Genomic DNA, 14512 nt, shown 5'->3' with positions numbered 1-14512 from the left:
TTAAATGTTTTTTTGGAGGTTGGGTCATGATAGAAGTTATCGACTTGAAAAAAGTATTCGATAATGGGTTTGAAGCGTTAAAATCGGTCAATTTTACGATTGAGCAAGGGGACTTGGTTTGTTTGTTAGGACCAAGTGGGTGTGGGAAATCCACAATTTTAAACTTAATTGCAGGTTTATTACATCCAAGTGATGGAGATATTCAGTTTCGACAGCAATCGGTTGTCAAAACAGCACCAAAAGATCGGAACATCGGGTTCGTTTTTCAAAACTATGCCTTATATCCACATATGACTGTTCTAGAAAACGTAATGTTTCCTTTGACGGTAGGAAGTAAGAAAGTTCCCAAGGCAGAGGCACAAGCTATTGCTGAAGAATATATGAAACTAACGAATATTGAAGAGTTAAGCCATAAAAAGCCAGGCACACTTTCTGGTGGTCAACAACAGCGTGTTGCGATTACCCGGGCGTTAGTTCAAAAACCAGATGTTTTATTATTAGATGAGCCCTTAAGTAACTTGGATGCACGTTTGCGTTTGAAAATTCGTGAAGAAATCCGCCGCTTGGTGAAAGAAGTAGGGATTACAACAATCTTTGTAACGCACGACCAAGAGGAAGCGCTATCAATCAGTGATAAAATTATTTTATTAAACGAAGGGGTTATTCAACAAAATGATGAACCTCAAAACCTTTACTTAGAACCAAATAACTTATTTGTTGCTCAGTTCATAGGTAACCCAATTATTAATTTATTGTCTGTTGAAGTGAAAGACGGCAAAATGTACCACGAAAGTTTTGAAATTCCGCTTGAGCGTTTTGAGCAAGCACGCTTTAAAATGCCAATGACTGACGGGAAATATACTTTTGCTTCTCGTCCAGAAGATGTGGTACCAGCTGGAACAGGTCTCTTTACCACAACGACAGATTTAGTGGAATTGATTGGTCGAGAACGTATTTTACGATTTACATTAGGAAATGAACAAGTGAAATCAATTGTAAGTGTAGAAGAAGCGATTGAAGAAGGAGACACTTTATCTTTTGATTTTTCATATAAAAAAGTATTTATCTTTAACGAAGCGGGAGACCGGGTTTACTAATGAAAAAATACAATCCAGAAAATCAACCAAAAGCATGGCTCTTCCTTCTGCCATCATTAGGAATCATTTTACTGTTTAGCGTTTATCCACTGTTTCGTTCTTTGTGGATGAGCTTCCAAAAAGGTTCCTTAATTAACCAACGCTACGCTGGTTTAGAAAATTATCAACGTGTATTGAATGATCCAATCTTCTATAAAGCGTTAAAAAATACAGCGCTCTATGCATTTGCTGTGGTACCGATTGCCTTGATAATTTCCCTAGCAATTGCTTGGATTATCTTTGAAAAAGTTAAACATAAGAGTTTCTTTGAAACGATTTTCTTTATGCCTTATGTAACGAGTACGATTGCCATTGGGATTGTCTTCCGTTACTTCTTTAATGGCGATTATGGAATTGTCAATTACGTCTTAGGCTTTTTCGGCATTCCTTCTGTCAACTGGCTAGATAATGTTCAAATGAGTATGCCGACATTGATTATTTTTGGGGTTTGGACGAGTTTAGCATTTAATATTATTATTTTGTTGGCTGGGTTGAGAAATATTGATGAAGAACACTTTAAAATAGCGAAAATGTTTGGTGCCTCAGACGGCGAAATTTTCCGACGTATTACGTTTCCGCAGCTAGTCCCGACCATTGCCTTTTTATTAACGGTCAATTTAATTGGCGCCTTTAAAGTTTATACACAAGTTTATGCTTTATTCGGTGGTCGTGCGGGGATTGCCAACAGTGCCACAACCGCAGTGTACTATATTTATGACAAATTCCACATTGCAGGGCGTCCCGGAATTGCGATGGCCGCCACAGTGATTTTATTTGTGATTATTTTAGTGGTCACTTTCTTACAAAATAAACTCTTAAAGAAAGTGGGGCAATAAGCCAATGAAAAAAGTTTTAACGATTATCGCATTTGTTTTCTTAGGCATTTTAGCCGTTATTACGTTATTTCCATTTGTCTATATGATTTTAGCTGGTTTAATGAGTTACTCTGAAGCGACCAGCATGCCGCCAACCATGTTTCCGAAACAACCACAATGGCAAAACTACACAGAGGTCTTTCAAAAAGCACCCTTTCTTCGGTATTTCTTGAACACAGTCTTTGTTTCAGGCGTTACAACGATTGCTACGGTAGTCACCGCCGTGTTAGCTTCATTCGCATTAACGAGTTTGAAGTTCCGTTTTAAAAATGTGGTCATTGCTTTGATGATTTCGTTGTTAATGGTTCCGTATGAATCTATTATTTTTACCAATTATCAAACGATTGCGCAATTAGGTTTGTTAAATACTTACAGCGCCTTAATTATTCCATTTTTAACTAGTATTTTTTATATTTACTATTTAAACGGGTATTTAAAAGGTATTCCTGATACTTTTTACAAGGCTGCCAAGATTGATGGTGCTAGTGATTTAGAATATATTTGGCGTATTTTAGTACCAATGTCAAAACCAGCGTTAGTAACAGTAGGGATTTTAACATTTATTTCTAGTTGGAATTCTTTCTTGTGGCCATTGTTGGTGACGAACGAGAAAAAATACCGTCTATTAAATAATGGACTATCGGCCTTTGCGACAGAGAGCGGTAGTGACGTACATTTACAAATGGCTGCTGCAACATTAACCGTTATTCCAATTTTAATTATTTACTTGATTTTCAGAAAAGAAATTATCAGAGGAGTTGCAAAAAATGGAATCAAAGGCTAAAACAACTGTGACTTTTCACAGTGGCATTTTAACAATTGGAGGAACCGTGATTGAAGTGGCGTATAAAGATGCCCATATCTTCTTTGATTTTGGTACAGAATTTCGACCAGAATTAGATTTGCCCGATGATCACATTGAAACCTTAATTAATAATCGTTTAGTGCCAGAATTAAAAGACTTATATGATCCACGTTTAGGTTATGAATATCATGGTGCAGAAGACAAAGAGTATCAACACACCGCTGTTTTCTTATCTCATGCCCATTTAGATCATTCACGCATGATTAATTATTTAGACCCAGCTGTTCCGTTGTACACCCTAAAAGAAACGAAAATGATTCTAAATAGTTTAAATCGCAAAGGTGATTTTTTGATTCCATCACCGTTTGAAGAAAAGAATTTTACCCGAGAAATGATTGGTCTTAATAAAAACGATGTGATTAAAGTTGGTGAAATTTCAGTGGAAATCGTACCTGTTGATCATGATGCGTACGGTGCTTCGGCATTACTGATTCGCACGCCTGACCATTTCATCACATACACAGGTGATTTGCGCTTACATGGCCATAATCGTGAAGAGACTTTAGCTTTTTGTGAAAAAGCCAAACATACTGAATTATTAATGATGGAAGGCGTAAGCATTAGCTTCCCAGAACGTGAACCAGATCCAGCCCAAATAGCGGTTGTCAGTGAAGAAGATCTTGTTCAGCACTTGGTTCGTTTAGAACTAGAAAACCCGAATCGACAAATTACCTTTAATGGTTATCCAGCAAACGTAGAACGTTTTGCTAAGATTATTGAAAAGTCACCACGTACAGTCGTTTTAGAAGCAAATATGGCTGCGTTGTTACTTGAAGTATTTGGAATAGAAGTTCGTTATTATTATGCTGAATCTGGTAAAATACCAGAATTGAATCCAGCGTTAGAAATCCCGTATGACACGTTACTAAAGGACAAAACAGACTATTTGTGGCAAGTTGTGAACCAGTTTGACAACCTCCAAGAAGGTAGTTTATACATTCACAGTGATGCGCAACCGTTAGGGGACTTTGATCCACAGTATCGCGTGTTTTTAGATTTGTTGGCTAAAAAAGACATTACTTTTGTCCGCTTAGCTTGTTCAGGACATGCAATTCCAGAAGATCTGGATAAAATTATTGCATTGATTGAACCTCAAGTATTGGTTCCAATCCATACGTTAAAACCAGAAAAACTGGAAAACCCGTATGGTGAAAGAATATTGCCAGAACGTGGCGAGCAAATTGTTTTATAAATTTTTTTAAGGGAGAGAAAAAAATGAAGTTCAAAACTCTAGCAACAACAGTGTTAGCAACCGCAGCTATTTTCGCATTGGGGGCTTGTGGTAACGGTAATGGGGCCAAAGAATCAAACGATATTGTGAAAGAAGTGAAGGAAGATACGACAATCACTTTCTGGCATGCAATGAATGGGGTTCAAGAAGAAGCGTTAACAAAATTAACGAAAGACTTCATGAAAGAAAATCCAAAAATTAAAGTGGAATTACAAAATCAATCTGCTTACCCTGATTTACAAGCCAAAATCAATTCGACTTTAACTTCACCAAAAGATTTACCAACAATTACGCAAGCGTACCCAGGCTGGTTATGGAATGCTGCACAAGATGAAATGTTAGTGGACTTAAAACCATATATGGATGATGACACAATCGGCTGGAAAGATGCAGAACCAATTCGTGAAGTATTGTTAGACGGCGCCAAAATCGACGGCAAACAATACGGCATTCCATTTAATAAATCGACAGAAATGTTATTTTATAATGCTGATTTGTTGAAAGAATATGGTGTTGAAGTACCGAAAACATTAGAGGAATTAAAAGAAGCTTCTAAAACAATTTACGAAAAATCCAACAAAGAAGTCGTTGGTGCTGGTTTTGACTCGTTAAATAACTATTACGCAATTGGAATGAAAAACAAAGGCGTTGATTTTAATAAAGACTTAGATTTAACAAGCAAAGATTCACAAGAAGTCGTGGACTATTACCGTGATGGTATCGAAGCAGGTTACTTCCGCACAGCTGGTTCAGATAAATATTTATCTGGCCCATTTGCAAACAAAAAGGTAGCAATGTTTGTCGGTAGTATTGCTGGTGCTGGTTTTGTTCAAAAAGATGCTGAAGCTGGTGGCTATGAATACGGTGTTGCACCACGTCCTGAAAAAATCAACTTACAACAAGGAACAGATATTTATATGTTCGATAGTGCTACGCCAGAACAACGGACAGCGGCATTTGAATTCATGAAATTCTTAGCTACGCCTGATTCACAATTGTACTGGGCACAACAAACAGGTTATATGCCAATTTTAGAATCTGTTTTACACAGTGATGAGTACAAAAATTCTAAGACAACCAAAGTACCTGCACAACTTGAAAACGCAGTAAAAGATTTATTCGCTATCCCAGTAGAAGAAAATGCTGATTCAGCCTATAATGAAATGCGGACAATTATGGAAAGTATTTTTGCTTCATCAAATAAAGACACGAAAAAATTATTGAAAGATGCAACATCACAATTTGAACAAGCATGGAACCAATAATCAATAAATAAACAGACGTGGGAGGTTGGGATCTGAGTCGTTATGGCTCGTGTTCTAACCTTCCTGTTCTTTTGGGCGGAAGAAGGAGAGAAACAAAATGCAAATAAAAATTTTAGCAACAAGTGATATGCATGGGTATATTATGCCGACAAGTTATAGTGAAAAAAAGATGGATTTGCCTTTTGGAACCGCAAAAGCAGCAACCATGCTGAAAAAGTTACGGGCGTCTGCCAAAGGACCAGTTTTTCAAATTGAAAATGGGGATTTTATTCAAGGTTCGCCGCTTAGTTACTACGTAAGAAAAGCAGAAACACATTCAGTGGAAGCCATCACTAAAATCATTAATCAAATGAATTATGATGTTAGCATTTTAGGCAACCATGAATTTAATTACGGTTTAGATTATTTAAAGGAAACGATTGCCAGTTATCAACAGCCAGTTTTAGCTGCCAATATTCTTGGTAAAGATGGACAACCTTATTTCGGTCAGCCGTATGTCATCATAGAAAAACAAGGGGTTAAAGTAGCCATCCTTGGCGTGACGACCCAATATATTCCTCATTGGGAACAGCCGGCAACAGTCAAAGATTTAACGTTTAAAAGTGTCGTTGAAACAGCGGCAGAATACGTGCCAAAACTGCGGGAAGAAGCAGACCTAGTTGTTGTCGCTTACCATGGCGGTTTTGAAAAAGATTTAGAAACAGGGGAACCCACGGAATTACTAACAGGAGAAAATGAAGGCTACGATTTATTGGAAAAAGTTCCTGGGATTGATGCCTTAGTCACGGGTCACCAACATCGAGAAATTGCTACAAAACTGAATGGAATACCTGTGATTCAACCAGGTTTTCGAGGAGCTTTCGTTGGAGAAATTACTTTAGAAATTGAACCTATGGCTAAAGGCTATCGCGTTATTGGAAGTGACGCAGCTATTCATCCTGTTGGAAACGAACAACCAGATGCAGAAGTTTTAGCTTTGACAACAGCGTTACATGACGAGGTAGAAGAGTGGCTTGACCAACCAGTGGGAAATGTGGAAGGGGATATGACGATTCAAAATCCGAATGCCGTACGCCTCAAAGAACATCCATATATAGAATTTATTAATAACGTCCAAATGGCTTCAAGCGGAACGGATATTTCAGGGACTGCACTTTTTAACAATGAAGGCAAAGGGTTTAATAATCAAATTACGATGCGCGATATCATTACCAACTACATTTATCCAAATACCTTGGCTGTATTGCGTGTCACTGGACAAGACCTCCGTGAAGCGTTAGAACAAAGCGCTACTTATTTTGTGTTAGAAAAAGGCCAACCAATTTTCAACCCGAAATATGTCGATCCAAAACCACAATACTATAATTATGATATGTATGAAGGCATTGAGTATACGCTTGATTTAAGACAACCGTTTGGTGAAAGAGTGACGAAACTTAATTATCATGGCAAAGCAGTGCAAGCAGAAGATGTTTTGGAAATCGTGACAAATCAATACCGAGCAGTCGGTGGCGGAAACTATCAAATGTTCCAACCTGAAAAAATTATTCGAGAAATTCAAATTGATATGACGGAACTGATTGCAGAATATTTAAAAAAACATCCAATCATTCAAGCGTCGACAAATGATAACTTCAAGGTTATCTGGTAAAAAATAGCAAAAAAAGCCTTCAACCATGCAATTACTTGAAAGATGGTTGAAGGCCTTTTTTGAGTTAATAGCCTTTTTTTAAGGAAACTTGGTTTTTGACGAGGGTCTGATCCGTCACAAATTGATTTAAGTTTGGAATAAAAATCGCCAGTAATTTTGATTTGAACTTCGGTGTCATGCCAGAAATATGAGGTGTTAATAAAACATTCTGCATCTCCCATAAAGGGCTATCTTCGGGAAGAGGTTCTTCTTCAAAGACATCTAAGGCAGCAAAAGCAATGGTTTTATTGTTTAAGGCAGTTATCAAATCGTTCGTTGCTACTGAGGCGCCGCGACCAACATTTACGAAAATTGTTTCAGGAGCCATTTTTTCAAAAAGTGCCTGATTGTATAAATGTTTTGTTGTTTCAGTCAAAGGAAGAATGTTCACAACAATGGACATTTCATGGATAATTTTACTCATATTCTTCTGTGAATAGCATTCAATGAAGCCTTCCGTCACATGTCCAGAGGTATTCACGCCATAAACTTGAAGATTTAAACCTTTAGCAAATTTAGCTAATTGTTGTCCGATTTGCCCGGTGCCTACGATTAACATTTTTTGCCCAGAAAGTTGTTGATAGGAAGGGGCTGTTTGATTCCATGTGTGTTGCATTTGTTGTTGGATACTTTCTTGCAGTCCGCGGGTATGTGCTAATAAAACGCCTAAAACATGTTCTGAGATAGAAACACTATGGATTCCGCTACCATTAGACAACAGAATGCCCTTTTCTCTTAATTTATCAAAATCCATATAATCAGCACCAGCAGAAATGAGCTGAATCCATTTTAGGTGACTAGTATCAGAGGCTAATAAACGCGGACCAATTTCTTTATGCCAGCCTAACATAATCTCGATGGCCTCTTCTTCAGCAGAGGATAAATGATCGGTAGATGTTTTAACTAGATAATTGGGTGCCACAGCTTTCACTTGTTCCAGTTGTTCTTCGTTGAATACTTCATTTAAATAAATAATTGGTTGGTTCATCTTTCTTCCTCCTAGCACTTTTTATTGTATCAAAAATAAATTTAAAAGAGAAAAAGAAAGGCTTTTCAGTAAAGCAGAAAGCCAAGGACAAAAATCCGATTTAGATTTTTGTCCTTGGCTTAAAAACTGCTAAAGTCCAGTGCTAACCTTATTTAGGTACGCCGTTTTCAAATAAACTTGTACTATGAACTGGTTGACGTCGAGCATCGGGCCGTAAGTAATGTAAAGCATTATTTACGGCAGTAGGTGCCTCACCAAAGCCTGTAGCGATTAATTTCACTTTTCCCTCATAGGAACAGATATCCCCTACAGCGTATACACCAGGAATGTTAGTTGACATATCGGAATGAACATTAATAGCATTTCTAGAAACGTCTAATCCCCATTCTTTGAGGTGTGTTAAAGAAGAGGTGAAGCCATAATTGATAATTAAATCATCCAGAGGGAGATCCAATGTTTGGTCACCTTTTGTCTCCGTTAATTGGATGCCTGTGAACGTTTCATTTTCCTTTAAAATATCACTAATGATATAAGGAGTTCTGATAGAAACGCTAGATTTTTCCAGTTGTTCCACGCTATGTTCGTGGCCGCGAAATTGTGGGCGACGATGGATAATAGATACTTCTTCTGCAACGTTTTCTAGCATTAAAGCCCAATCAATTGCGGAATCGCCGCCACCAGCAATCGCAACTTTTTTGCCAGCGAATTTTTTCATGTCAGTCACATAATAATGGATTGACTCACCTTCAAAGGCTTCAACATTTTCGATAGCTAAACGTCGAGGTTGGAAAGCGCCATTACCAATCGCAAAGATAACCGTTTTAGAATAATGTGTGCCTTTAGTTGTGTCTAAGCGCAAAAGTCCATCTGCTTCCTGTGCAAGGTGTGTGACCTCTTCTTCCAAGCAAACATCGTGCTGAAATGGCTGCATCTGTTTTTCCAAATTGGCAATTAACTCACCGGCTTTAATAGCAGGGAATCCAGGAATATCATAAATATATTTTTCGGGATACAGCATTGTTAGCTGACCACCTAATTGCGGCAGGCTATCAATGATTTTCGTTTTCGCTTTACGAATTCCCGCATAAAAAGCGGCAAATAATCCAACAGGACCGCCGCCGATAATCGTTAAATCATAAATATCTTTTTCATCAGACATTTGAAAATTCCTCCTAATTCATTTAGGGTTGAGACAACTATTGATCGTTTTGCGAACACTTCACAAAATAGCACGGCTTTTCGAAAAAAGCAAGTTTGGCTAACGAATCAAAGCATTCTTTAATCATTGGAAAAAGATCATAGCAATTTTTAGCATTTTTCGATATGATGGAACTATAAAATAATTATCTAGGAGGACATTCTCATGTCACAATTTCCACAATTAGATTTAGAAAATGCTAAAGGCCCAAAAGCGGTCATTAAAACAAACCGAGGCGACATCACTGTTCAATTATTCCCAGAACAAGCGCCTAAAACGGTTGAAAATTTTGTTGAATTAGCGAAAAAGGGCTACTATGATGGCGTTATTTTCCATCGTGTGATTCCTGATTTTATGATTCAAGGCGGTGACCCAACCGGAACAGGAATGGGCGGCGAAAGTATTTATGGAGAAGCATTTGAGGATGAATTTTCTCGGGATGTTTTCAATTTGCGTGGCGCATTGTCAATGGCAAATGCTGGTCCTAACACAAATGGCAGCCAATTCTTTGTTGTTACTAATCAAAATGTTCCAGCTCAAATGATGAGTCAGTTAGAAGATGCTGGTTTTCCAGAAGAAATTATTGAAGCATACAAACAAGGCGGAACACCTTGGTTAGACTTCCGTCATACTGTTTTTGGTCATGTTGTTGATGGTATGGATGTAGTGGATGAAATTGGTGGAGTCCAACGGGATGCCCAAGACCGTCCAACATTTGACGTCGTGATGGACACAGTTGAAATCATTGGTGAATAAGTTTAACCAATTGAAAAAGAGAGTACCAACGAGGGACAAATTCGTTGGTACTCTTTATTTTTTTCTTAAAACGACTAACTTTTTTTTAAAAGCATCCAAATCGCTTCTTTTAATGAAGTCTTTATAGGATACTGAGTGAAAGAATAGAAGGAGAGGAAGCAAATTTGTTAGAAAAATACAGATATCCAATGGCCTTGGCTTTGTTTGCAGTAATACTCCCATTTATAGGAACGTTTTTTACGTATGTAGATCAGCAAGGAATCGTTCATGAACCAGGATTTTATACAATCATAATTGGAGAAATTTTACTTCTATTTTCAGGTATCTGGTTCGTCAGAGTTTATTTAGCTAAACGCAAAAGAAAGAATTAAAAACAGCTGTCCTAAAAACTAGGACAGCTGTTTTTAATTAAAGGCTTTTTTGATACGTAAAAGGCCTTCTTCGAGAGTTTCTTTTGAACAAGCTAAGTTTAAACGCATGTGTTGAGAACCTTGGGGACCAAAACTAATTCCTGGATTTAGAACCACTTTCCCCTTATGAATTAAGGTATCGCGAAGTTCCCGATCCGTTAGCGAATAAGAACTAAAGTCTAACCATAAAAGATAGGTTCCTTCAGGCTCCATTACACGAACGCTAGGCATCTCTTCACGGAAAAAGGAAAGGGCAAAATCAATATTTTCTTTTAAATAATCCAGTAACGCCGTTAGCCATTCTTCCCCTGTTTGATAGGCAGCTGCCGTTCCCACGTAGCCAAAAGTATTGATACCGCCTTGATGATTTTTGTCTTGTAAAGATACGAAAGATTGCCGTAGTTTTTCATTAGGAATGAACAGCATTGAATTTTTAATCCCCGCTAAATTAAAGGTTTTGGTTGCCGCTGTTAAGGTAACAGTGAATTCCTTAAATGCTTCATCAGCGACAGTAAAGGAAGTGAAGGTATGCGGTTTGAAAATCAAATCCTGATGAATTTCATCGCTAACCACAGTTACTTGGTGTTTTTGGCATAAACGGCCAATTGCTAGCAATTCTTCTTTTGTCCAAACACGTCCACCAGGATTATGGGGATTACAAAAAAGTAACAGTTTCACCTTTTCTTCGATTATCTGTTGTTCCATTTTAACCAAATCAACTTCATAATGTCCGTTAACTTCTAGTAAAGAATGGCGCACAAGTCTACGCTCATTTTGTTTTACCACATCTGCAAAAGGGGGGTAGACTGGATCACAAATCATGACAGAATCAGCAGGTGCTGTATACGCTTGAACGGCTGTGGCCAAACTGGGTACCACGCCACTATTAAACAAAATTTCTTCTTTTTCAACAATCAATTGATGGTGTTGCCGTTGCCAATCTTGAATTGCTTGATACAGTTCATTAGGTGCAATCGCATATCCTAGAATGCCCTGTTCAATAACTTGTGACAAAGCATCAAGAATAGGCTGATGCACTTTGAAATCCATATCAGCAACCCATAAAGGTAGTAAATCTTTTTCGTGGTAACTCGTTTCAACGGTGTCCCATTTAACACAATTCGTGTGGCGACGATCAATGGTTTCATTAAAATTAAACATAAGATAACTCCTTTTCTTCTATATAAAGTCTTACTTCCTATAGTATAGTAGATTTTGCTTAAAAGATGAAACAATAGTTTTAACAACTAGGGAAGAAATAATGCACAAACGTTGAAAAAATGCTATTATTTTAAATGAGTAGAAACGGAAAAAGAAATTTATCGTATGAAAAGAGGAAATTTGATGAAGTACAAAATTGGTATGGTACTTTCTGGCACAATTACCGGACTTCAACCATATGGCGCATTTGTTTCTTTAGACGAAGAAACACAAGGACTGATTCATGTTTCGGAAGTACAAGCTGGCTTTACTAAAAATATCCATGGACTCTTAACCGTTGGACAAAAAGTAACCGTTCAAGTTATTGATGTTGATGAATATTCTCAAAAGATTAGCTTATCTTTACGAACCCTTGAAGACAAAGTTCATTCAGTGAACCATCGACGCAAAAAATATTTTACGGATAAGAATAAAAAAATTGGCTTTGCAACCTTAGACAAAGAACTTCCAGAATGGATTGATGAAGCAATGGATAAGTTGCTTGAAAAATAATTCTGTATTTTTTCAGAAAGTGTGTTACAATTTCTTTTGTTAGTGAATCTAAAAATTAATTGAGGTGGATGTCGTGTCTAACAAAAAAGTCGCTGGAACAATCATACTGAACTTAAACGATGGTAGTAAAAAATTTTTGATGCATCCAATAGGTGAAGCGATTGAGTTTGCGATGGCAAAAGTTTCTGATGAGATGACGGGTTTAGCTAGTATGCTACAATGGTTCAAAGAAGAGGTTCAATTGGACGTTACTTCAATTAGCTTAGTAGAATTAACTAACGCGCATATCAATAAAGAAAATGTTCCGCTGTTTGTCTTCGAGATGGATGAACAAGCACTTAAAAATGAAATGGATAAAGACTATACATGGGTAGCACCTGCAGAATTAAAAACGATTTGGTCAAAATATCATATTGAAGGTGTCCCAATGTTTTAAACAAAAAAGAAAGAATCTGTCGATAATCGAACAGATTCTTTCTTTTTTTAGTTGTACGTAAAAAAGTTAATCGAACTATTTCAAATATATGATTCAAATTGTTCGATTTTTAGCAAGGAATTAAACTGTTTTGATAAACAATTAGGATTTAAAAAGTTTAAAAACGAAATAATTGAAAAGAATGAAAACAGATTGAAAACTTCTTTTAATTTTTTTGAAAAAAAGTGTTGACCAAACATCAAAATCTTGATATATTATTACATGTCGCAAGGCGAGTCACACAGCTGAGCGATTCAGAAATCAATAATTAAATAACAATTCTTGATTTCAAATCTCTCGAAAAAAGTTTGAAAAAACAACAAAAAAGTTGTTGACAAATAACAAACGAGATGATAAGATATAGAAGTTGTCACAACAGACAACAACAACCGAGCAAAACAACTTAAAAAAACTTTTTTTAAAAAAGTTCTTGACATTCAAATGAAAGTTTGTTATGATATAAAAGTTGCTGCGAGGTAACGTAGACCTTTGAAAACTGAACAAAGAATAGACGAACCAAATGTGTAGGGCGTCTTGATTCAATTCAAGACAACAAACATTTTTAACAAGCAAGCAATATGCTAGCAAACAAATTGAGCTTAACAATCGTAAGGTTGTTCTAACTTTTATTATGAGAGTTTGATCCTGGCTCAGGACGAACGCTGGCGGCGTGCCTAATACATGCAAGTCGAACGCTTCTTTCCTCCCGAGTGCTTGCACTCAATTGGAAAGAGGAGTGGCGGACGGGTGAGTAACACGTGGGTAACCTACCCATCAGAGGGGGATAACACTTGGAAACAGGTGCTAATACCGCATAACAGTTTATGCCGCATGGCATAAGAGTGAAAGGCGCTTTCGGGTGTCGCTGATGGATGGACCCGCGGTGCATTAGCTAGTTGGTGAGGTAACGGCTCACCAAGGCCACGATGCATAGCCGACCTGAGAGGGTGATCGGCCACACTGGGACTGAGACACGGCCCAGACTCCTACGGGAGGCAGCAGTAGGGAATCTTCGGCAATGGACGAAAGTCTGACCGAGCAACGCCGCGTGAGTGAAGAAGGTTTTCGGATCGTAAAACTCTGTTGTTAGAGAAGAACAAGGACGTTAGTAACTGAACGTCCCCTGACGGTATCTAACCAGAAAGCCACGGCTAACTACGTGCCAGCAGCCGCGGTAATACGTAGGTGGCAAGCGTTGTCCGGATTTATTGGGCGTAAAGCGAGCGCAGGCGGTTTCTTAAGTCTGATGTGAAAGCCCCCGGCTCAACCGGGGAGGGTCATTGGAAACTGGGAGACTTGAGTGCAGAAGAGGAGAGTGGAATTCCATGTGTAGCGGTGAAATGCGTAGATATATGGAGGAACACCAGTGGCGAAGGCGGCTCTCTGGTCTGTAACTGACGCTGAGGCTCGAAAGCGTGGGGAGCAAACAGGATTAGATACCCTGGTAGTCCACGCCGTAAACGATGAGTGCTAAGTGTTGGAGGGTTTCCGCCCTTCAGTGCTGCAGCAAACGCATTAAGCACTCCGCCTGGGGAGTACGACCGCAAGGTTGAAACTCAAAGGAATTGACGGGGGCCCGCACAAGCGGTGGAGCATGTGGTTTAATTCGAAGCAACGCGAAGAACCTTACCAGGTCTTGACATCCTTTGACCACTCTAGAGATAGAGCTTTCCCTTCGGGGACAAAGTGACAGGTGGTGCATGGTTGTCGTCAGCTCGTGTCGTGAGATGTTGGGTTAAGTCCCGCAACGAGCGCAACCCTTATTGTTAGTTGCCATCATTTAGTTGGGCACTCTAGCGAGACTGCCGGTGACAAACCGGAGGAAGGTGGGGATGACGTCAAATCATCATGCCCCTTATGACCTGGGCTACACACGTGCTACAATGGGAAGTACAACGAGTCGCTAGACC

Annotated in this window: 13 protein-coding genes, 1 rRNA gene and 1 pseudogene (1 of these 15 only partly in view); 12 read left to right on the top strand and 3 right to left on the bottom strand. The window is 38.4% G+C overall.

What is annotated here, in order from left to right; all coding sequences use genetic code 11:
- Nucleotides 1-26 precede the first annotated feature (26 nt).
- From IGL86_RS11185 to IGL86_RS11160, 6 genes are all read left to right on the top strand, one after another.
- Nucleotides 27-1097, top strand: coding sequence for an ABC transporter ATP-binding protein (locus IGL86_RS11185; RefSeq protein ID WP_033625620.1), 1071 nt, complete (start codon nucleotides 27-29; stop codon nucleotides 1095-1097).
- Entirely contained in the window at nucleotides 1097-1972 is an 876-nt protein-coding gene (locus tag IGL86_RS11180; RefSeq protein ID WP_002355143.1) for a carbohydrate ABC transporter permease, read from the top strand. The genes IGL86_RS11185 and IGL86_RS11180 overlap by 1 nt, the downstream gene beginning before the upstream one ends.
- 4 nt (nucleotides 1973-1976) lie before the next feature.
- Nucleotides 1977-2795, top strand: coding sequence for a carbohydrate ABC transporter permease (locus IGL86_RS11175; RefSeq protein ID WP_002355144.1), 819 nt, complete (start codon nucleotides 1977-1979; stop codon nucleotides 2793-2795).
- Nucleotides 2779-4068 (top strand): MBL fold metallo-hydrolase, encoded by a 1290-nt coding sequence (locus IGL86_RS11170; protein WP_002359171.1) that lies wholly within the window; start codon nucleotides 2779-2781, stop codon nucleotides 4066-4068. The genes IGL86_RS11175 and IGL86_RS11170 overlap by 17 nt, the downstream gene beginning before the upstream one ends.
- Nucleotides 4069-4091: 23 nt before the next feature.
- Nucleotides 4092-5372: an extracellular solute-binding protein gene (locus IGL86_RS11165; protein WP_002359172.1), complete on the top strand. Its 1281-nt coding sequence runs from the start codon at nucleotides 4092-4094 to the stop codon at nucleotides 5370-5372.
- A 97-nt stretch (nucleotides 5373-5469) separates the two neighbouring features.
- Nucleotides 5470-7023 (top strand): bifunctional metallophosphatase/5'-nucleotidase, encoded by a 1554-nt coding sequence (locus tag IGL86_RS11160; protein ID WP_002419148.1) that lies wholly within the window; start codon nucleotides 5470-5472, stop codon nucleotides 7021-7023.
- 64 nt (nucleotides 7024-7087) lie between these two features.
- On the opposite strand, the gene IGL86_RS11155 is transcribed toward IGL86_RS11160, so the two are convergent.
- Nucleotides 7088-8050: a phosphoglycerate dehydrogenase gene (locus tag IGL86_RS11155; protein ID WP_002355148.1), complete on the bottom strand. Its 963-nt coding sequence runs from the start codon at nucleotides 8048-8050 to the stop codon at nucleotides 7088-7090.
- Nucleotides 8051-8198: 148 nt separating this feature from the next.
- Nucleotides 8199-9209: an NAD(P)/FAD-dependent oxidoreductase gene (locus tag IGL86_RS11150; protein ID WP_002368301.1), complete on the bottom strand. Its 1011-nt coding sequence runs from the start codon at nucleotides 9207-9209 to the stop codon at nucleotides 8199-8201.
- Between the two features lie 204 nt (nucleotides 9210-9413).
- On the opposite strand from IGL86_RS11150, the gene IGL86_RS11145 reads away from it, so the two are divergent.
- Complete coding sequence (locus IGL86_RS11145) at nucleotides 9414-10004, top strand: peptidylprolyl isomerase (RefSeq protein ID WP_002361120.1); 591 nt, start codon at nucleotides 9414-9416, stop codon at nucleotides 10002-10004.
- 164 nt (nucleotides 10005-10168) lie between these two features.
- A complete protein-coding gene (locus tag IGL86_RS11140; protein ID WP_002355151.1) occupies nucleotides 10169-10375 on the top strand; it encodes a DUF3955 domain-containing protein in 207 nt (68 codons plus the stop codon).
- A gap of 33 nt (nucleotides 10376-10408) precedes the next feature.
- Here IGL86_RS11140 and IGL86_RS11135 read toward each other — a convergent pair whose 3' ends face one another.
- On the bottom strand, nucleotides 10409-11575 hold the full coding sequence (locus IGL86_RS11135) for a MalY/PatB family protein (RefSeq protein WP_002368299.1): 1167 nt from the start codon (nucleotides 11573-11575) through the stop codon (nucleotides 10409-10411).
- A 183-nt stretch (nucleotides 11576-11758) separates the two neighbouring features.
- Here IGL86_RS11135 and IGL86_RS11130 point away from each other — a divergent pair, with 183 nt between their 5' ends.
- The 4 genes and pseudogenes from IGL86_RS11130 to IGL86_RS11115 form a co-directional block, all read left to right on the top strand.
- A complete protein-coding gene (locus IGL86_RS11130) occupies nucleotides 11759-12127 on the top strand; it encodes a CvfD/Ygs/GSP13 family RNA-binding post-transcriptional regulator (RefSeq protein WP_002365178.1) in 369 nt (122 codons plus the stop codon).
- Nucleotides 12128-12191: 64 nt separating this feature from the next.
- On the top strand, nucleotides 12192-12563 hold the full coding sequence (locus IGL86_RS11125; RefSeq protein ID WP_002385270.1) for a hypothetical protein: 372 nt from the start codon (nucleotides 12192-12194) through the stop codon (nucleotides 12561-12563).
- A pseudogene (locus tag IGL86_RS11120) lies at nucleotides 12547-12794 on the top strand (hypothetical protein). Before IGL86_RS11125 ends, IGL86_RS11120 begins: the two are co-directional and overlap by 17 nt.
- A 435-nt stretch (nucleotides 12795-13229) precedes the next feature.
- A 16S ribosomal RNA gene (locus tag IGL86_RS11115) occupies nucleotides 13230-14512 on the top strand (it continues 278 nt past the right edge of the window).

This window comes from Enterococcus sp. DIV0774 (assembly GCF_050539095.1).
GTDB classification, from domain to species: domain Bacteria; phylum Bacillota; class Bacilli; order Lactobacillales; family Enterococcaceae; genus Enterococcus; species Enterococcus faecalis.
The sequence above is the reverse complement of the archived record's forward strand: the minus strand, read 5'-3'. Positions and strand labels throughout refer to the sequence as shown.